Annotated in this window: 17 protein-coding genes and 1 pseudogene; 6 read left to right on the plus strand and 12 right to left on the minus strand. The window is 60.6% G+C overall.

The genetic code is table 11. From position 1 onward, the window contains the following. From BLR94_RS20065 to BLR94_RS20080, 5 genes and pseudogenes are all read right to left on the minus strand, one after another. A pseudogene (locus BLR94_RS20065) lies at positions 1–281 on the minus strand (transposase); the annotation flags it as partial. A 695-nt stretch (positions 282–976) separates the two neighbouring features. Further along, positions 977–1,465 carry an ankyrin repeat domain-containing protein gene (locus BLR94_RS27285; protein ID WP_139207482.1) on the minus strand — a complete coding sequence of 163 codons (489 nt, stop codon included), beginning with the start codon at positions 1,463–1,465 and terminating at the stop codon, positions 977–979. 175 nt (positions 1,466–1,640) lie between these two features. Continuing rightward, complete coding sequence (locus BLR94_RS20070; RefSeq protein WP_084307890.1) at positions 1,641–3,056, minus strand: HlyD family type I secretion periplasmic adaptor subunit; 1,416 nt, start codon at positions 3,054–3,056, stop codon at positions 1,641–1,643. Positions 3,057–3,104: 48 nt separating this feature from the next. Then, complete coding sequence (locus BLR94_RS20075) at positions 3,105–5,255, minus strand: type I secretion system permease/ATPase (protein WP_167359789.1); 2,151 nt, start codon at positions 5,253–5,255, stop codon at positions 3,105–3,107. A gap of 204 nt (positions 5,256–5,459) precedes the next feature. Further along, positions 5,460–6,887 carry a TolC family outer membrane protein gene (locus BLR94_RS20080; protein ID WP_425262116.1) on the minus strand — a complete coding sequence of 476 codons (1,428 nt, stop codon included), beginning with the start codon at positions 6,885–6,887 and terminating at the stop codon, positions 5,460–5,462. Positions 6,888–7,259: 372 nt separating this feature from the next. Between BLR94_RS20080 and dusA the strand changes: the two genes are divergently transcribed. Beyond that, positions 7,260–8,270 carry a tRNA dihydrouridine(20/20a) synthase DusA gene (dusA, locus tag BLR94_RS20085; protein ID WP_084307888.1) on the plus strand — a complete coding sequence of 337 codons (1,011 nt, stop codon included), beginning with the start codon at positions 7,260–7,262 and terminating at the stop codon, positions 8,268–8,270. Between the two features lie 91 nt (positions 8,271–8,361). Next, a complete protein-coding gene (gene tal, locus BLR94_RS20090; protein ID WP_084307887.1) occupies positions 8,362–9,288 on the plus strand; it encodes a transaldolase in 927 nt (308 codons plus the stop codon). Between the two features lie 59 nt (positions 9,289–9,347). On the opposite strand, the gene rssC is transcribed toward tal, so the two are convergent. Together rssC and rssB are read right to left on the minus strand one after the other, a co-directional pair. Beyond that, a complete protein-coding gene (rssC, locus tag BLR94_RS20095; RefSeq protein ID WP_084307886.1) occupies positions 9,348–9,845 on the minus strand; it encodes an anti-sigma factor antagonist RssC in 498 nt (165 codons plus the stop codon). Continuing rightward, entirely contained in the window at positions 9,842–11,026 is a 1,185-nt protein-coding gene (gene rssB, locus BLR94_RS20100; RefSeq protein WP_084307885.1) for a two-component system response regulator RssB, read from the minus strand. The genes rssC and rssB overlap by 4 nt, the downstream gene beginning before the upstream one ends. A 208-nt stretch (positions 11,027–11,234) precedes the next feature. Between rssB and BLR94_RS20105 the strand changes: the two genes are divergently transcribed. Beyond that, a complete protein-coding gene (locus BLR94_RS20105) occupies positions 11,235–11,534 on the plus strand; it encodes a PilZ domain-containing protein (protein WP_084307884.1) in 300 nt (99 codons plus the stop codon). A gap of 92 nt (positions 11,535–11,626) precedes the next feature. On the opposite strand, the gene BLR94_RS20110 is transcribed toward BLR94_RS20105, so the two are convergent. After that, positions 11,627–12,328 (minus strand): MlaA family lipoprotein, encoded by a 702-nt coding sequence (locus BLR94_RS20110; protein WP_084307883.1) that lies wholly within the window; start codon positions 12,326–12,328, stop codon positions 11,627–11,629. A 219-nt stretch (positions 12,329–12,547) separates the two neighbouring features. Here BLR94_RS20110 and pcrP point away from each other — a divergent pair, with 219 nt between their 5' ends. Next, positions 12,548–13,207 (plus strand): HAD superfamily inactivated hydrolase PcrP, encoded by a 660-nt coding sequence (pcrP, locus tag BLR94_RS20115; RefSeq protein ID WP_084307882.1) that lies wholly within the window; start codon positions 12,548–12,550, stop codon positions 13,205–13,207. A gap of 89 nt (positions 13,208–13,296) precedes the next feature. Beyond that, on the plus strand, positions 13,297–13,563 hold the full coding sequence (locus BLR94_RS20120; RefSeq protein ID WP_084307881.1) for a DUF4404 family protein: 267 nt from the start codon (positions 13,297–13,299) through the stop codon (positions 13,561–13,563). Positions 13,564–13,614: 51 nt separating this feature from the next. Here the strand turns inward: BLR94_RS20120 and queF are convergent, their stop codons facing one another. From queF to BLR94_RS20140, 4 genes are all read right to left on the minus strand, one after another. Further along, positions 13,615–14,442, minus strand: a complete 828-nt coding sequence (gene queF / locus BLR94_RS20125) for an NADPH-dependent 7-cyano-7-deazaguanine reductase QueF (protein WP_084307880.1) — start codon at positions 14,440–14,442, stop codon at positions 13,615–13,617. 68 nt (positions 14,443–14,510) lie between these two features. Then, positions 14,511–15,209: an orotidine-5'-phosphate decarboxylase gene (gene pyrF / locus BLR94_RS20130; RefSeq protein ID WP_084307879.1), complete on the minus strand. Its 699-nt coding sequence runs from the start codon at positions 15,207–15,209 to the stop codon at positions 14,511–14,513. A gap of 53 nt (positions 15,210–15,262) precedes the next feature. Beyond that, the gene (locus BLR94_RS20135; RefSeq protein WP_084307878.1) at positions 15,263–16,474 is read right to left on the minus strand and encodes a winged helix-turn-helix domain-containing protein; all 1,212 of its coding nucleotides are present in this window, start codon (positions 16,472–16,474) and stop codon (positions 15,263–15,265) included. Positions 16,475–16,545: 71 nt separating this feature from the next. Continuing rightward, positions 16,546–16,776, minus strand: coding sequence for a DUF1127 domain-containing protein (locus tag BLR94_RS20140; RefSeq protein WP_084307877.1), 231 nt, complete (start codon positions 16,774–16,776; stop codon positions 16,546–16,548). A gap of 96 nt (positions 16,777–16,872) precedes the next feature. Between BLR94_RS20140 and BLR94_RS20145 the strand changes: the two genes are divergently transcribed. Continuing rightward, positions 16,873–17,727: a LysR substrate-binding domain-containing protein gene (locus BLR94_RS20145; protein WP_084307876.1), complete on the plus strand. Its 855-nt coding sequence runs from the start codon at positions 16,873–16,875 to the stop codon at positions 17,725–17,727. The last annotated feature ends 9 nt before the right edge of the window (positions 17,728–17,736 follow it).

A 17,736-nucleotide genomic window follows, 5' to 3' on the forward strand; every position in this document is an offset into this window, starting at 1 on the left:
CTTCAGCCGGACTCCTTGGCAAAGTACGCGGCGGCCTTTTTTAGGATGTCTCGCTCTTCGGTCACTCGCTTGAGTTCAGCACGCAGACGACGCAGTTCGGCCTGCTGATCGTTCTCTTGCTGCCGCTTTTCCTGGGGCTTGCTGTAGCGCTTGATCCAGGCATACAGGCTGTGCACCGACATACCTAACCGCGCTGCCACTTCGGCTACAGGAAGGCCACGCTCGGTCACTTGCTTGACCGCTTCGATTTTGAATTCTTCGGGGTAACGCTGGTTGCTCATGGCACCTCCTAGTGGGCCTCATTATGAGGCTTGGAGGTGTCTACGAAACTAGGGGCGATTCATTCCAAAAAGTCCATCTCGAGTCGACTCAGCTTGATTAATAGGCGTTAGCCTTTCCCATACACCAGGATTCTCCTTACGCCACTGCTCAGTCGTCTTATGTTGCTCGAACCCCGCTTTGTTATTACAGTAATACCGATAGGTAATTTCCATCGGAATTCAGTCCCAGAACACCATGCCCAGCATCACCACAAAGGCCGGCACGCCAACTGACCAACCTCGCCAGTCGCGCCGCGAGCTTGGCAATGAAAAACGACAGGGCTAGATAAACAGCCAGTGCCAGAAAGAATGCGACAGCAAACATAGCGATCACCAAATAAACCTAATCATCTTTCAAGATAAATACGTGTCGGGTCTCCCCTGCTACAAGGACGTATTTTCTATACATTCATAGCCCTAACGGAAGCGAGCCGCTCCACCTTGCTTGCGACCAAAAGGGGACAGATTTATTTTCTTTGTCACCAACTCCATTTGGTATGAAAATCCCTGAAGGGAGAAAATTCAGCAACCTGTCAATTACATCGCCAGCGTTACCAGGGTTTTCATTGCTGTATGGATCTGCCCCGCCTTTGATAACTTCAGCGCCAGTCTTAGCCGCGTTGCTTACCGTTCCCATGCCACTTCCCTTTTGCTGGTTAGTTACTGTGCCGCTGATATTCTTCTAGAATTCGCACAACCCCTTTTCGCCTCTCTGAAGACTCATGCTTGTAGAGCAGCGCAGCAAATTCGAAGCTGTTTAGGCCATTTACCCAGGGGCGCTTGCTTCTAATTTTAAGCATGGGATCGGCCCCAATTTTTAATAAATGATCAAGCAGTTCGGGTTCGCCCTTCAAAACTGCCACATTTAATGCTGACGTTCCTTCACTGTCGCGGGCCTCTAAAGAACAACCATTGGCGACTTGCATTTCAATCAGATAAATAACTTCATTTTTTTCGACACTACTTAAACTATAAGCGGTCGCAGTGAACGGAACTATTGCTTCCTTTTTGCCTCTATAAGTGATCTCACACAATTTTTCCGTAGTGGCTTCGCTAAGAGTCTGCATTGCCTCTAGCTCACCACCAGTAACTTTCAAGCAAAAAAACACAGCAATTAATGTCAAAGTTGCAATTTTCAGACGCATATGGTCTCCAGGTCTTGATTTACTTAACAAACGGGGCGCTAATCACCCTCCTAAATCCGCAGTCCCCCGGATGACGGGGAGCCCATCGGCATGTGTGAAGGGCGCGTCGAGCAGGCATGTCGGGGGATATTGATGCGCCAGATTTATTTTTTCAGTTCCTTCTTGATTAGTTTCTTTAGCGCTCGGCTAGCCCTTCGTCCAGATGTTGCTGCAAGGGGCTGAGAAAATAATCGATCACCTTGCGCTTGTCGGTCTTCACCTCTGCTCGTACAGCCATACCTGGAGACAGCGCAACAAGGCTGCTCCCCACAGCAATAGAATTCTCTTTCAATTGAATTCGCGCGCTGTAAACCAAACCAAGTTTTTCATCCTCAATCGCATCGCTGGAGACGCTCACCACAGTCCCATCGACCACACCGTATTTTGTGAAGTTAAAGGTCTCGATCTTTACTTCGACAGCCTGGCCAGGTCGTACGAAACCGACGTCCTTGTTCTCCAGCATCGCCTCAACTTCCACCGGCTGGTCGCTCGGGACAATGACCATCAGCGGCTGGGCCTGAGTTGCAACGCCGCCCTGGGTATGGATCGCTAGCTGTTGGACAGTCCCGTCTACAGGTGCAGTGAGCCGCGTGAGCCGGTTTCGCTGCTCTGCCTTTCTAAGTTCCTGGGTGAGGCTTGCTGCACGAACGTCTGCATCGTTCTGCAGATCAAGCATCGCCCTACGCGTCTGTGCTAAAACCCCAATGCGCTGCTGCTGGGCAGCTTTCAAAGCGGCTTCCAATTCGCTGATTCGTGCTTTTTGCTGGGCCAGCTCACGCTCCTGACCCAGAAGAATCTGCTCTTTCTCCAGGTAGGCGTGTTTGGCGACAAATTGCTTGTCGAGCAGGCCACGGTAGTCGGCTGCCAGCTCACGGGAGATAGGGAGCGTTTTGCTGAGTGCAGTGATAGAGGCTCGGAGGGAGCGTATTTCAGCCTCGCGTTGCTCGATCTGGGCATCGCTTTGGTCGAGGGCTGCACGCAGCTCGAGATACTGACCTTGCACCCATCGCTGCAGACTTTCCTGATGCGCGGGAGTGGCGTTCGGAATAAAACCGGAAACAGATGCTGGCTCGGTCTTATCTTTTATTGCCTGCAGAAGCAGTCGAGCGCGGGCGCTATCGACTTGGGCGGCGAGTAGCTCACTGTGGAGCCTCTCGACATCCGCCCCAGTGATCTGGCTATCGAGTTCAACGAGCAGCTCACCTGCCTTCACCTGCTGGCCATCATGAACATAGATGGCCTTGACCACGGCGACCTCATTGGGCTGGATCACCTTGGTTTTGCCGCTTGGCACTATCTTGCCGGTCGCAGTGGCCACGACATCAATCTCGCCAACACAGGCCCAGACCAACGCGAGCGCCGCGAAGACCATGATCGTCCACTGGATGTAACGAGGGGCCGGGTGAACGGGCTTTTCCTGCAACGCCAGAGCAGCGGGCAGAAACTGAACTTCGTGACTTAGACGAGCCGGCGCATCCATCGCCTTGCGGTTACGCCATGAGTGTCGCCAGGCACTGCGGTAACGATTCAGTAACTCACGCTTAGCGCCCATGGCATTGCTCCTTTGCCAACGGCAGTACGCACGACGCTAGGCAACTGTTCATGCCACATCCCCCTGCTGCAAGCGATGCAAGCGCGAATAGTGCCCTGCCTGGTGAGTCAGTAATTCGGAGTGGCTGCCCTGCTCCACGATCTGGCCACGATCCATGACAACGATGCGGTTTGCATCGCGCACGGCAGAAAGCCGGTGAGCAATGATGATCACCGTCCGTCCCTTGCAGATGGCCTGCATGTTGTGCTGGATGACCCGCTCGGATTCGTAGTCGAGGGCACTGGTGGCTTCGTCGAAGATCAGGATGCGCGGGTTGCCGATCAGCGCCCGGGCGATGGCGATGCGTTGCCGCTGCCCGCCGGACAGCGAGGCGCCGTGTTCGCCGACCACCGTGTCGTAGCCTTCCGGCAATTCGAGGATGAAGTCATGGGCCCCGGCCATCCTGGCTGCCTGCATCACCGTTTCGATGGGTGCACCGGGATCGGTCAGGGCGATGTTTTCCCGAATGCTGCGGGCGAACAGCATATTGTCCTGCAGCACCACGCCGATCTGCCGGCGCAGCGAGGACACGTCGGCCAGTGCCAGGTCCATGCCGTCGACCAGCACGCGGCCCCGCTCCGGTGTATACAGCCGCTGCAAAAGACGCGTCAGCGTACTCTTGCCCGAGCCCGATCGACCCACGACGCCAATCACCTCACCAGCCTGAATCCTCAGGCTAACGCCACGCAGCACTTCGGAACCATCCGGCCGGTAGCGGAACTGTACCTGGTCGAACTCGACGTCGCCCTTGAGGGGCGGCAAGGCGCTGCGCGAGGCCTGGGACATCTCCGTGCGGCTGTTGAGGATATCGCCGAGGCGCTGCACCGAGACGCCTGTTTGCTGGAAGTTGGTCCATAGCTGAGCGAGGCGCATGATCGGCTGCGACACCCGGCCGGCCAGCATGTTGAAGGCGATCAACTGGCCAACGCTCAGTTGCCCATCGATTACCAGGCGGGCGCCCAGCCACAGGGTCGCCACGGTAACCAGCTTGCCGATCAGCCCGACGCTCTCGTTGGCCAGGTTCGACAGGTTCTGGGTCTTGAAGCTGGCCGCCACATAGCCGGCCAGCTGGTTATCCCACTTGCGGCCCACCTGCGGCTCCACCGCCATGGACTTGAGGGTGTCGATGCCGTTGACGGTTTCCACCAGAAACGCCTGGTTCTCCGCACCGCGGGTGAAGCTCTCGTTGAGCCGCGCGCGCAGTACCGGGGTAATCAGCAGCGAGACGATGAAGTACAGCGGCAGCGACAGGATCACCACCAGGGTCAGCCAGCCGCTGTACATGAACATCACGGCGATGAAGACCACCGAGAACAGCACGTCCAGCACCAGGGTGATGGCGTTACCGGTCAGGAAACTGCGGATGTTCTCCAGTTCCCTGACCCGGGCCACCGAGTCCCCCACCCGGCGCGCCTGGAAGTAAGCCAACGGCAGGGTGACCAGATGCCGGAATAGCCGCGAGCCCAGCTCCACATCGATGCGGCTGGCGGTGTGGGCGAACACATAGCTGCGCAGCCCCGACAGCAGGGTCTCGAAAATCATGATGCCGAGCAGGCCGATGGCGATCACGTCCAGGGTGGTCAGCCCCCGGTGCACCAGCACCTTGTCCATCACCACCTGAAAGAACAGCGGCGTCAGCAGCGCGAATATCTGCAGCACGAAGGAGACCAGCAGCACCTCGCCCAGCAACTTGCGGTACTTGACGATCGCCGGAATGAACCAGGTGAAATCGAACTTCGACAGCTCGCCGCTCATCGAGGCCTCGGAGCGGATCAGCAGCAGATCACCCGTCCAGCGCGCCTGCAGGTCTTCCAGGGTGAGCACTTCAGGGCGCTGCGCGCGAGGATCGTGGATCAGCGCCTTGCCGTCATCCATCCGGGCGATGATGAAAAAACGGCCATCCGTGTCAACGGCAATCGCCGGCAAAGGCGTCTGCGTCAGTCGCGATAGCGAGCTACGCGCGGACTTGGCCTTGAGCCCGAGCTTTTTCGCAGCCAGCAGGATTTCCGGGCGACCGAACAGTCGACCGTCTTCGGCGTACTCATGGGTGAGCTGTTCGGCAGAGGCGGCAACATTGTGGAAACGGGCCAGCATGACCAAAGTGGCCAGGCCTGTATCCAGCTCGGAGGCGGGTTCGGGGGCAGCTGAATCGTTCAGCATCATTGCGTCCATGCAAGTGCAATGGCAAAGCGCCACCGCCTGTACAGATTTTACTCAGTTACCGTGGCAGGGCAAGATGCCGGATATCGATTGAATCACAGAATTGCGAATAAATCCCATCGCCCGCAAAAAGGCATTCTAGAGCCGTCGTACCTATCGATTTCGCTTGAGCCAGATACCTTTTTCTATCGCCTGGGCGGACACTCAACGCTGATCTACGCCAGAGCGCACCGCCGGCAGAAAATCGCGATCAGGGTCGTAATCCGATTTCAGATAACCGGAAAATTCTTCGAGATCACCAACACCCAGCATCCCGGCAGCCTGTTTGAGCTTGAAGTTATCGATGATGTAGTCATAACGGAAATTGTTGTAGTCACGTACAGCCGCATACAGTTGCCGCTGGGCATTCAGCACATCTGCCATGTTGCGAGTCCCCACCCGTAACCCGACCTGGTTAGCCTCCAGGGACATCCTGCCGGATCTGATGGCCTGCAGCCGCGCGGCGATCTGCTCCACGCCGGCGTTGATCGCCCGATGTGAGCTCCGCGTCAGGAAAACCACCTCGCGCCTGGCGTTTTCGCGGTCATCCTCACTCTTCGCCAGAAGCTCCACCGATTGGCGCACCTGGGAGCGGGTCATGCCGCCGCTGTAGAGGGGGATGTTCAACTCGATGCCGATGCTGCTCTGCGCCACGTCATCGCGGTAGTCGCTGCGGCCAAAGTCGGATGGGTTGTTGTAGCCGAAGCTGTCGTTGTCTCCTTTTCGGTAGGAGGCGACGACATCGACGGTGGGTGCAAACCCCGCCTTGCTTTGCCGGACCTTCTCTTCAGCGAAGCTGACCGCGTGGTTGCTTGCGAGCAGGTTGAGGTTCTGCCTGGTGGCCGAGTCGACCCATACCGCGGCATCATTGGGCAATGGTGGGTTTACCGGCATGGAATGATCTACGCCATCGATATAGGCATAGTCGCGCGTGGTCAGCCTGAAAAGCACATCGAAGGCCTCATCGGCGTTACGTTGAAAGACCTGGGTATTCGCTTTTGCCAAGTCATGGGCAGCCTGTGCATCCAGCACATCGGTGATGCTGGCCACACCGCCTTCAAGGCGCCCTTGGGCCTGGGCCTGCTGCTCCAGCAAGGCCGATTCTTCTGCCCGGGAGGCAGCAAGGGCATCCAGCTGACGCAGCACGTCGAAATAGGCCTCGGCAACCTTCAGGATCAATGCCTGCTCTTTGGCCGCCAGCTCCATTTCCGCCTGGGCGACATCGGCCTGGGCAGCCTTGAGCTCGAACCAGCGATCGAGACGAAACAGCGGCTGGGTCAGGCTTGCGCGGAGCGTCGTGCCACTGCGGGAACGAATCAGTTCCGGCCGGTCCCTGTCCAGCCGGGTCGCCTCGCTGACCATCCCGGCCGTGATGCTCGGCAGCAACCCCGAACGCGCCTGGGGAGTCGCCTCGCTACGGGCCTGATACTCATGCCGCGCAGCCGCCAGTTCCGCGTCGTTCAGTGCGGCCTGGGTGTACACCGACAGCAGACTAGCCCGAGTAGCGGACTGCCCTTCGCGGCTTTGTGCATGACCGACTAGGGAAACCAACATCAAGGACATCAAGCCCGCGCGCGCAACGAAATATCTCATCAACGATCCTTGTCAAATTGCCATCATGAACGGGCATGGTGCCGAATCCTAAGAGATCGGTGGATTACGTCAAGATGAAAAATCCCGAGTCAGGAGCTGGCTCAAGTTCATGACCCGTTTTTTAGGCGCCTGAACGATTCGCAGAGATCGTCCTGTCGCATTCGCGAGGCACCTCCAGCCGCAATCGTGGACGGCGCAGCCGGGCCGCTCTGCATACCGTCCGCTCACGATCGAGGTTTGTATTCCTGATAAACTCGCCCCCAATTCCTCGCCCATACCCAGGCTCGGCGCTACATGGCGCTGACGAATTGCCTTCGGGCAGCGCCGGGCGCCCGTAAATACGCCTAATTCAGCGAAAGTCAGACGTCACGCATGCAACCAGACCAAGCCTCAACGCCACACGCTACTCGCCCCGAGCCGTCCCATCGCTTCTCGGTGGCGCCGATGATGGACTGGACGGATCACCATTGTCGGTACTTTCTGCGTCAGCTGTCGCAGCACGCGCTGCTGTATACCGAAATGGTCACCACTGGCGCATTGCTGCACTGCGATGCCCAGCGGTTTCTGCATTACGACGAGACCGAGCACCCGCTCGCGTTGCAACTCGGTGGCAGCAATCCGGCCGATCTGGCGGCCTGTGCACGGCTTGCCGAGCAGGCGGGCTACGACGAGGTGAACCTGAATGTCGGCTGCCCCAGTGACCGGGTACAGAACAACATGATCGGCGCCTGCCTGATGGCTCATCCGGCGCTGGTGGCCGAGTGCGTCAAGGCGATGCGCGATGTGGTGAACATTCCCGTCACGGTCAAGCATCGTATCGGCATCGATGGGCGTGACAGCTACGAGCAGCTCTGCGATTTCATCGGCCAGGTGCGTGACGCCGGTTGCCGCAGTTTCACGGTGCACGCCCGTATCGCCATTCTTTCCGGGCTGTCGCCCAAGGAGAACCGCGAGGTGCCGCCGCTGCGCTACGATATCGCCGCGCAGCTGAAGCAGGATTTCCCCGAGCTGGAGCTGGTGCTCAACGGCGGGATCAAGACCCTGCAGGCCTGTCAGGAGCACCTCGAGACCTTCGATGGCGTGATGCTCGGCCGTGAGGCGTACCACAACCCTTACCTGCTGGCCGAGGTCGACGGGCAGCTGTTCGCTAGCGAACGGCCGCCAATCAGCCGGCATGAGGCCATGCGGGTGATGCGCCCCTATATCGAGCGGCACATGGCCGCCGGCGGCCTGATGCACCACGTCACCCGCCATATGCTCGGCCTGGCCCAGGGCTTCCCGGGTGCCCGGCGCTTCCGCCAGTTGCTTTCGGCGGACATCCACAAGAGCGATCAGCCACTGGCCATTTTCGACCAGGCCAGCGAACTTCTGCTGGGTCGCTGACAGGTCGTCGAAAGGGACCTGCCGTGCCACCAGTTGAGCCCTACATGATGCTCAGGTAAGGTCATGGCACCCGAATCGACAAGGCCGCGCCATGACCTCCAAGCTGGATCAACTCAAGCAGTTCACCACCGTGGTCGCCGACACCGGCGATATCGACGCGATTGCCCGCCTCAAGCCGGTGGACGCCACCACCAATCCTTCCCTGTTGCTCAAGGCAGCCGCCCTGCCGCGCTATGCCGAATTGCTCAAGCAGGCGGTCAGTGCCAGCAAGGGCGATGTCGATCTGGCCAGCGACCGTTTCGGCGTGACCGTTGGGCGGGAAATTCTGCAGGTGATTCCGGGGCGCATTTCCACCGAGGTGGACGCCCGCCTGTCCTTCGACACCCAGGCGACCCTGGCCCGTGCCCGACGCCTGGTCGAGCTGTATGAAGAAGCCGGCGTCACCCGCGAGCGGATCCTGATCAAGATCGCCTCGACCTGGGAAGGCATCCGCGCTGCCGAGCAGCTGGAAAAGGCTGGCGTGCAGACCAACCTCACCCTGCTCTTCTCCTTCGCTCAGGCGCGCGCCTGTGCCGATGCTGGTGCGTTCCTGATCTCGCCGTTCGTGGGCCGCATCTACGACTGGTACAAGAAGGCCAAAGGCCGCGACTATATCGGCGCCGAAGATCCCGGCGTGCAGTCGGTGGCGCGCATCTATGACTACTACAAGGCCAACGGCCACAAGACCGTGGTCATGGGCGCCAGCTTTCGCAACATCGGCCAGATCGAACAACTGGCCGGCTGCGACCGCCTGACCATCAGCCCGGAACTGCTGCAGCAACTGGCCGACGATCATGGCCCGCTGCAGCGCAAGCTGAGCGCGGAGGTTTCCGGGCAGAGCGAAGCACACATCGGCGAGAGCGAGTTCCGCTGGGAAATGAACGAGGACGCCATGGCCACCGAGAAGCTCGCCGAAGGCATCCGCCAGTTCGCCCGAGATCAGGAAAAGCTGGAAAAACTGCTAGTCACCAACAGCTAGCAGAATGGAGAACTGGGCGCCGACTCCATCGGCGCCCCGCTATCGGCAGCAGCCAGCGTTCAGGGATGCTGCTCCAGGGCGCTGACCAGGTCATGGAAGGCCGCGCGGTTCGATTCGTTCAAGCCCATCAGAATCCTGTGGGCTTCCAGTACCCGAGCACGCACCACATCCTCCGACTGATCCTGCGACGGCAGATCGGCCAGGCAGTCCGGGCACTCGTAGGGCTGGTTGATGATGTTGAACACCTGATCGAAGCCCATCGATTGCAACAGACGGGTGATGTCGGCGTGGGTGGTCACCACCGTCGGCAACAGGCCGACCTTCTGCCGCGACAGAATCGACAGTTTGGCCAACAGCCCCAGGGTGGTGCTGTCGATGCTACGCGTCTCCGTCAGGTCGATGACGATGGCCGAGAAATTCAGCGCAGTGAAAATCTTTTCGATCGTGGAGTCCAGCGCCGAACACAAGGTCAGGCGCACTTCGCCGATGAACTTCAGGACGAAGGTTCCATCCTGCTCGGCGAACTGGATTCTACCGGGGTTTGTCCCAGGATTCATGCAAGGTTCCTGCTTAACACCAGCAAGGCGATATCATCTGGCATCTCCGCCAGACTGGCCAGTCCAAACACGCTGCGCAACCCATCCAAGGTTCCGCCTGCTTCGCTCACCAGTTTCGGCAGCAAGGCTTCTTTTTCCTGCAGAGTGTCACCGGCCAGCAAATCGAGAATGCCATCCGACAACAGGGTCAGACTGAACGTCTGTGGAAGATCAATTTCCAGATCAGTGTAGTCCGCTTCCTTGAACAGGCCCACAGGCAAGCCACGGCCTTCCAGATAATGGGCTTCGCCGCCGCTGTACATCACGGGCAGCGGCAGGTGGCCACCGATACTGTAGGTCAGGCGGCCACTCTCCTCGTCGATCACCCCGCCGAGCATGGTCACGTGCTTGCCCAGCTTGCAATTGATCAGGCCACGGTTGATGTGTCCAAGCACGTCCGACGGCTTGAACTCCGGCAGCATGCCGTTGCGCTTGGACTCATAGAGCAGGCGCGTGGTCATGAACTTGAGCAGGACGGTGACGAATGCCGATGACGCTCCGTGCCCGGAAACATCTGCCAGATAGAACGCGACGCGCCGCTCGTCGACGCGGAAATAGTCGACGAAATCGCCAGAGAGGTAGAGCGAGGGAATGATCTGGTGGGCGAACGAAAGCCCGCCGTTGTCCCAAGGCGTGACGGGCAGCATGTTCATCTGCACCTGGCGCCCGGCGTTCTGGTCCTCCTGCAGCAGATGCAGGCTGGCCTGCAGCTCGCGGTTGGCGGCTTCCAGCTTGTCGCGGTACCGCTCGTTCTCCTGGCGCAGTTGCACACGATCCAGGGCGCGTCGTACCGAGTGTTCGAGCACGGCGAGGTCTTCGAGGGGCTTGATCAGATAGTCGGCAGCACCAAGGCGCAAGGCTTCGACCACATCGGCCATTACGCCGGCACCGGAGACCACAATGATCGGTGCGGGCATTTCCAGGGCATTGATACGGCGGATCAGTTCGAGACCATCTACCTGGGGCATGCGCAAGTCGCAAATGACCAGATCCGGTCGCTCGCGCTCGAACACTTCGAGACCTTGCGTGCCGTTGCCGGCGAGCAGGATGTTGAAGCCGCTGTCTTCCAAGTAGGCTGCAATGCTGGCACGGACGACCTCGTCGTCATCGATCAGCAGCAACGTGGCACTGGTTTTGTGCATGGGGTGTCCAGGCAAACTGCGCCAGGGATGGTCAGCGTAAACGCCGCCAACAACCTGCGCGGGTACACGGTTCGCGTCAAGGCGCAGACGGTACTCCCATCCTCAACACGATTCAACAGGCGCCGTTCACCACCAGGCGACTTTACACCTGAAATCGGTGAGGGTTATAAGAGCCGCAACAGAGCCCGACAAAAACGAGGATAGCTTGATGAGCCAAAGTGATCGTGATTACGAAGAAAAGCGCGATTACATTCGCATGCGTCTGGAAACCCAGGTGACGCTCCACCATGGCGGTCAGGAAATTCCGGCACTGTGCCTTGACCTGTCGAGCACCGGCATGCAGCTCGAAGCACAGTGCAACGTGCAGGTCGGCGACAAGGTGCGCGTCTGGGTGCCTTCCGGGCACGGCGAATTGAAGGGGCTGGAGACCGAAGCGGAAGTGGTGCGGGTGACCGAACAGGAAGGCGGCCGGCAGATTCTCGGCCTGGCCGTGGTATCGATGAGCTGAAACACGCGGTAACGCGATGGAGCGGTTTCCATCGCGTCGCCATGTGTCCAGCCTTGCTGCCTGATCCTTGTCAAGGCGACAAGGTCTCGCGTTCAGAAGTCGTCCTCGACGTCACCGTCGCGCACGCGGAACTCACGGTTCTGCAGGTAGGCGTTACGGATGAAGATGTATTTGTCGCCACTGATCATGCGCTCGGCATCCAGCAGGCTGGCGCGAGTATCCACCACGTTGATGCCCCGGGTGACATTACGACTTGGCACGTGATCCATATACGGATAAGGGGTCAGGAAACTGTCCGGTATCTTGCTCGGCGCATCGCGCAGCGAGCTCGGGCCGAGCAGCGGCAGCACCAGATACGGGCCACTGCCCGCACCCCAGACACCGAGCGTCTGGCCAAAATCCTCGTCGCTGCGCTGCAGGCCCATGCGGCTTGCCACGTCGAAGAAGCCGAGAGCACCCAGGGTGGTGTTGAGCAGCAGACGGCTGGTATCCACGCCGGCATCGTGTGCCTTGCCCTGCAGCAGGTTGTTGGCCAGGTTGCCAACATCGCCAACGTTGCGGAATACGTTGTGCACACCGGTCTCGAGGAACTGTGGCGTCACGGCCTGATAACCTTGGGCCAGGGGCTTGAGGGCATAGGTATCGACGGTATCGTTGAAGCGGAAGATGGGCCGGTTGAACGACTCCCAGGGGTCTTCCGTCGCCGCCTGGCTCGCCAGCGGCAGTACCATCACACCGGCGCAGGCCAGCATGCGCCCGACACTTCCGATCCAATCCGATCCAATCAAAGGCATTACTGTTCTCCTAGGCTATTGAGCACGGTATCTCCGGCAGCAGCGGCGCAGTATAAAGCCGCGCGCGGGCAATAGGCAGCACACCGATGCCGGGCCACTCCGCGCAAGCCCTATCCCCATCACCTACGCTTGCCGGGTGTCTGGCCGCAGGCTGGCGTCACCTTATCGTCACAATCGCTGGTCATGGTAAACGCGATCATCGCCAGGGAACGACATCGCATGCCTCAGCCAGCACTGTCCGTAGTGACGCCATCCTTCACCGCCTTCCTGTTCGGCCTGTCCGGCTGCCTGGTCGATTTCGGAGCCCGTGGCGCCTCGCGGGCCGGCGCTCGCCACCTGACGCTGCTCGGTGAGGATGACAGCCCAACGCGCGACATGGAAACCTGCGCCGAACCGACACCCGGCGCGATGGCGGCCCTTCACAGCCTGCGCGCGCAGGGTGTCCCCTGCGCCTGGCTTGACGAGCTTCCCGCCCTCCTCGCCGAGAAACTGACGAAGCAGCTACCCGGTTGGCTGAAGGCCTCACCTGCCTGCTCACAGCGCGCCTGGCCGGCACCGGATGCCTGCTGGCAGGCATTGAGTACCCTGCAGATCGATCGCTTGGATGGCTGCGTGCTGGTCAGCGGTGAACCTCGCCTGCTGCAGGCGGGCCTGAATGCCGGGCTATGGACGGTCGGCCTGGCCGCCTGCGGTTCGCTGGCCGGCCACGCCCTCAGCGACTGGGAAATACTCGATGCCGCGCAACGTGATCGGGTGCGCGCTGATGCAACCCTGGCGCTCTACCGGTTAGGTGCTCATTCGGTGATCGATCAACTGACCGATCTGCCCGCCTGCCTGGACGACCTGCAGATCCGCCGCAGCAAGGGCGAGAAACCCTGAACGGGTGGCGACAGCGCGGCGACGAAGTACTGACCTTTCGTCATGTCGTAGGGTCTATGGTCTTGCCTATCAAGAAACGGAGAATCTCCATGCCTGCGAACCATCTGCAGCAGCAACTGGAAGAGCTGCACAAGCAACTGGCGCAGAACCCGCCGGTAAACGAGGAAGATCGCGAGTCGCTGGCCCTGCTGGCCCGCGACATTGAACTGCAGCTGGCGGCTCAGCCTGTGACCACCCCCGACGCATCGCTGGTCGATGGGGTCAACCTGGCCGTGGAGCGCTTCGAGGTGAGCCATCCGACGCTGGCCGGTAGCCTGCGCAATATCATGCAGAGCCTTGCCAATATGGGCATCTGATAGTGATGGGGAAAACCAGCCTTGAAGGGCTGGTTTTCGCTTGTGTGACACTTACTGCCTGACCAGGCGCCGATTTTCTGGCAATTGAGTCAGTGTCGTCCGGTAGGGGTTGATATCCAGCCCACCACGGCGCACGTAACGCGCATAAACGGTCAGGTGCTCCGGCCGCAGCAACCGCTGCAGATCCAGAAAGATGCGTTCGACACACTGTTCGTGAAAGTCGGCGTGCTGACGAAAACTCACCAGATATGCCAACAGGCTCGCCGGCTGCAACGCTGCACCACGGTACTCGACCACCACACTGCCCCAGTCGGGCTGGCCGGTTACCGGGCAGTTGGATTTGAGCAGGTGGCTGTGCAGAGCCTCCTCGACGATACGTGACGCATCACAGCTCAGCAGCTCGGGCCGGGGGGCCTCGTAGGTACTGACGCTGATATCAAGATCGTCGATACAGACTCCTGGCAATGTCGCCAAGCCTTCCTTCGCTACCTCGCTCAAGCTGCGCACCCGCACGCCAACCGCCTTGCCTGCCGTGGCAGAAAGGTCTCTCTCCAGCACCGTCACCAACTCGGCCTTACTGGCGAATACCGACTGATTCAGCGAGTTGAGGTAGAGCTTGAAGGATTTCGACTCGATGATGTTCGGCGAATCGGCGGCAATGCTGAACTCACCGATCGCCACCACCGGTTTGCCGGACGGCAACAGCCAGGACAGCTCGAAACAGTTCCAGAAATCCACACCCCGATACGGCAGGGTTTGCGCGCTCAATCCCAGCTCGGCCCACTTGGCCGCGCGAGGGATGGCAAACAGCAGTTCGGGCGAATAGCTGGCGATGTACTCGCTGCGCTTGCCCAGCGGCGAATGTTCCACGGAATGCATGACGGATTACCTGCAACGCACAAGGGTACGGCGGCCGGATCGCCACCGTACGGGAATGGATGGACCGATCAGCCCAGTTCGGCGACCAGCTTGGCCAATGCGGCGGCCGGGTCGGCAGCCTGGCTGATCGGTCGGCCGATCACCAGATAATCCGAGCCGGCTTCCAGCGCCTGGCGCGGCGTGAGAATGCGCCGTTGATCGTCCTGCGCGCTGCCAGCCGGGCGGATGCCCGGCGTGACCAATTGCAGTGCAGGTTGTGCCGCTTTCAGCGCCGGGGCTTCGAGGGCCGAACAGACCAGGCCGTCCAGGCCAGCCTGCTGGGCCAGCGCAGCCAGACGCAGCACCTGCTCCTGGGGCTCGATGTCCAGACCGATGCCGGCCAGGTCCTCGCGCTCCATGCTGGTCAGCACGGTGACGCCGATCAGCAGCGGCACGGGACCATTGAATGTGTCCAGGGTCTCTCGGCAGGCACTCATCATGCGCAGGCCACCGGAGCAATGCACGTTGACCATCCACACGCCCATTTCCGCCGCGGCCTTGACGGCCATGGCGGTGGTGTTGGGGATATCGTGGAATTTAAGATCGAGGAACACATCGAAGCCGCGCTCGCGCAACGTGGCGACGATATCCGAGGCGCAACTGGTGAACAGTTCCTTGCCCACCTTGACCCGGCACAAGCTGGGATCGAGCCTGTCGGCCAGGGCAAGCGCGGCCTCCCGGGTCGGGTAATCCAGAGCGACGATGAGCGGGGTCTGACAAACGGACATGGGGCAATTCTCGAGCGAGCCAAATTCGGCGCGCATTGTAGCGCAAGTGCTTCCTAGAGTTCGCTGCGCAAGCGCAACGCCGCATCGCTGAGACAATTGAGCTGCACCGCAGCGAGGCCAAGCCAGGCTGCCAGGTCATGCAAGGTGCGGGCGAGCTGGGCCATGCCGAACTCATCCAGCCCTTCCGGCTCGAGGTGAACGGCATGCACTGCCAGTCGTCCCTGGCTGCGCTCGGCACGAATGTCCAAGCGTGCGGCGATACGCTCGCCGTACAGGAACGGCAGCACGTAGTAGCCGTAAACCCGCCTGTGCTGCGGTGTATATAGTTCCAGGCGATAGCGGAAATCGAAGAGACGCTCGGTGCGTGCTCGTTCCCAGATCAGCGAGTCGAATGGCGACAGCAACGCACAGGCACTCACTCGACGGGGAATCTTCAACGGCTGCAGACAATATGCAGGCTGGCTCCAGCCGCGAACTTCGACCTGGTTCAACACACCCTCCTCCAGCAACTCCTGAAGCCGCGCCCTGGCGTCGGCGGGCTCGAAACGAAAGTAGTCGCGCAGATCGCGTTCCGTGGCGACGCCCAGAGCCTGCGCCGCCTTCAGCAACAGGCGTCGTTGCGCCTCTGCCGACTCCAGCTCGGGGTGTGCCAGCCAGACAGCCGGCAGTACGCGCTCGGGTAAATCGTACAGGCGCTCGAAGCCACGGCGACCCGACACGGTCACCTCACCTGCCGCGAACAACCACTCCAGCGCCTGCTTCTCGGCCGTCCAGCCCCACCAGGGCGCGCTGCGCGCATGCGACTGCCTCAGACTACCTGCACCCAATGCCCCTCGCTCACGGACTGTCTGCAGCACCTGAGCGATCAGCCCTTGCTGCTCGCGGCCGAACGAGGCCAGCCCCTTGTAAATCCCCCGCCCCTGTCGGGCACGCTGCATCCGCCAGCGCAGCAGGGGGTAAGACGCCAACGGCAGCAACGATGCCTCATGCCCCCAGTACTCGAACAAGGTACGACTGCGCCCCCGCCCCCAGGCGGCCTGCTCCAGCAAGGCCGAGTCATAGCCGCCGAGGCGCGAGTACAGCGGCAGGTAGTGCGAGCGCACCACGGCATTGACCGAATCGATCTGCAGCACACCCAAGCGCTCGACCAGGGCATTCAGCTGTCGGGCGCCTGGCGCTGCAGAGCGGAGCCGCCCGGCAAACCCCTGGGCCGCCAGCACCGCGCGGCGCGCCTGGGGCAAAGACAGGGATTCGATCATGGGCATGCCGCTACCTCGGACGCGGGGGCGAAGTGTTCACGGTAGATCATCATCCGCCCACGGCCAACCCAGCCTTTTCACTTGCACAACGGGTCGTCCCAGAAGGGCCGCTCGGTCTCCTGGAATACGTCGCCGCGGCTGAGGCCGAGGTCTTTCAGCCCGGCATCGCTCAAAGACGCCAACTGCCGACGCTCACGCGCCAATTGGTGCCAGCGCGACAGTCGCCGTATCAGCCGGGTCAATACACGTCGCACGCCAGGCAGCGAATGCTGCGACACCTCGCTACGGACACAGGCTTTACTGTTCATCTGATTGCACTCCGCTGGGATTGGCGACAGTCTCCCGCTCGGCATATGATCAATCCAACGAATGTTATTTATGCCTTACATCTCGGAGATTGATGGATGGCCTGGTACCCGAGCATCGACAGTGAATTGCTGCGCACCTTTGTCGCCATCGTCGATCAGGGTGGTTTCACACGCGCGGCAGACGTCATCAATCGCACTCAGTCGGCGGTCAGCATGCAGATGAAGCGGCTCGAGGAAGAGGTGATCCAACGCCCGTTGTTTCACCGCGAGGGTCGCCAGCTCAACCTGACCGCCGAGGGCGAAGTACTGCTCGGCTATGCCCGTCGCATCCTCAGACTGCACACGGAAGTGCTCAATACCCTGCGCGAACCGCATATGGTCGGCACCTTGCGAATTGGTACACCGGACGATTACGTGATGCGCTTCATGCAGGGCATCCTGATGCGCTTTGCCCAGGCCTATCCGCTGGTGCAGGTGGAGCTGCACTGCGAGCCATCCTTCGCCCTGCTGCAGCGCCAGGATCTGGATCTGACCATAGTGACCCGCGAGCCCGGCACCGAAGTCGGTCAGTTGCTGCGCCAGGAGCGCCTGGTCTGGGCCCAGGCAGCCGACGCTCGCCTGCACGAAGTGGCCACCCTGCCGCTGGCGGTGTTCAATACCCAGTGCTTCTGCCGCGCCTGGGCCTGCAACGCGCTGGACGCGCGTTCCCGGGCATATCGGATCGCCTACAGCAGCCCCAGCCTGTCGGCGATCATGGCCGCTGTCGGCGCCGGCCTGGCAGTCACCGCGCAGTTGCACAGCCTGATCACCCCCGACCTGCAGGTCATGGGCAGCGAGCAAGGCATGCCTGAACTGCCCAAGGCCAGCGTCGTGCTAATACGCAACGAACGGACACGCTCGCCGGCCGGCGATGCACTGGCCGAACAGATCATCGAAGGCTTCAAGCTCTGACGGCCGGCT

The sequence above is a fragment of the Phytopseudomonas flavescens genome, assembly GCF_900100535.1.
GTDB classification, from domain to species: domain Bacteria; phylum Pseudomonadota; class Gammaproteobacteria; order Pseudomonadales; family Pseudomonadaceae; genus Aquipseudomonas; species Aquipseudomonas flavescens.

What these genes read in the sequence shown, in the direction of transcription:
- BLR94_RS27285 (WP_139207482.1), bottom strand. Translation starts at nt 1,465, where the DNA reads ATGCGTCTGAAAATTGCAACTTTGACATTAATTGCTGTGTTTTTTTGC.
- BLR94_RS20145 (WP_084307876.1), top strand. Translation starts at nt 16,873, where the DNA reads ATGGCCTGGTACCCGAGCATCGACAGTGAATTGCTGCGCACCTTTGTC.
- dusA (WP_084307888.1), top strand. Translation starts at nt 7,260, where the DNA reads ATGCAACCAGACCAAGCCTCAACGCCACACGCTACTCGCCCCGAGCCG.
- BLR94_RS20120 (WP_084307881.1), top strand. Translation starts at nt 13,297, where the DNA reads ATGCCTGCGAACCATCTGCAGCAGCAACTGGAAGAGCTGCACAAGCAA.
- queF (WP_084307880.1), bottom strand. Translation starts at nt 14,442, where the DNA reads ATGCATTCCGTGGAACATTCGCCGCTGGGCAAGCGCAGCGAGTACATC.
- BLR94_RS20140 (WP_084307877.1), bottom strand. Translation starts at nt 16,776, where the DNA reads ATGAACAGTAAAGCCTGTGTCCGTAGCGAGGTGTCGCAGCATTCGCTG.
- BLR94_RS20135 (WP_084307878.1), bottom strand. Translation starts at nt 16,474, where the DNA reads ATGCCCATGATCGAATCCCTGTCTTTGCCCCAGGCGCGCCGCGCGGTG.
- BLR94_RS20070 (WP_084307890.1), bottom strand. Translation starts at nt 3,056, where the DNA reads ATGGGCGCTAAGCGTGAGTTACTGAATCGTTACCGCAGTGCCTGGCGA.
- tal (WP_084307887.1), top strand. Translation starts at nt 8,362, where the DNA reads ATGACCTCCAAGCTGGATCAACTCAAGCAGTTCACCACCGTGGTCGCC.
- pcrP (WP_084307882.1), top strand. Translation starts at nt 12,548, where the DNA reads ATGCCTCAGCCAGCACTGTCCGTAGTGACGCCATCCTTCACCGCCTTC.
- BLR94_RS20075 (WP_167359789.1), bottom strand. Translation starts at nt 5,255, where the DNA reads ATGCTGAACGATTCAGCTGCCCCCGAACCCGCCTCCGAGCTGGATACA.
- rssB (WP_084307885.1), bottom strand. Translation starts at nt 11,026, where the DNA reads ATGCACAAAACCAGTGCCACGTTGCTGCTGATCGATGACGACGAGGTC.
- BLR94_RS20105 (WP_084307884.1), top strand. Translation starts at nt 11,235, where the DNA reads ATGAGCCAAAGTGATCGTGATTACGAAGAAAAGCGCGATTACATTCGC.
- BLR94_RS20080 (WP_425262116.1), bottom strand. Translation starts at nt 6,887, where the DNA reads ATGAGATATTTCGTTGCGCGCGCGGGCTTGATGTCCTTGATGTTGGTT.
- BLR94_RS20110 (WP_084307883.1), bottom strand. Translation starts at nt 12,328, where the DNA reads ATGCCTTTGATTGGATCGGATTGGATCGGAAGTGTCGGGCGCATGCTG.
- pyrF (WP_084307879.1), bottom strand. Translation starts at nt 15,209, where the DNA reads ATGTCCGTTTGTCAGACCCCGCTCATCGTCGCTCTGGATTACCCGACC.
- rssC (WP_084307886.1), bottom strand. Translation starts at nt 9,845, where the DNA reads ATGAATCCTGGGACAAACCCCGGTAGAATCCAGTTCGCCGAGCAGGAT.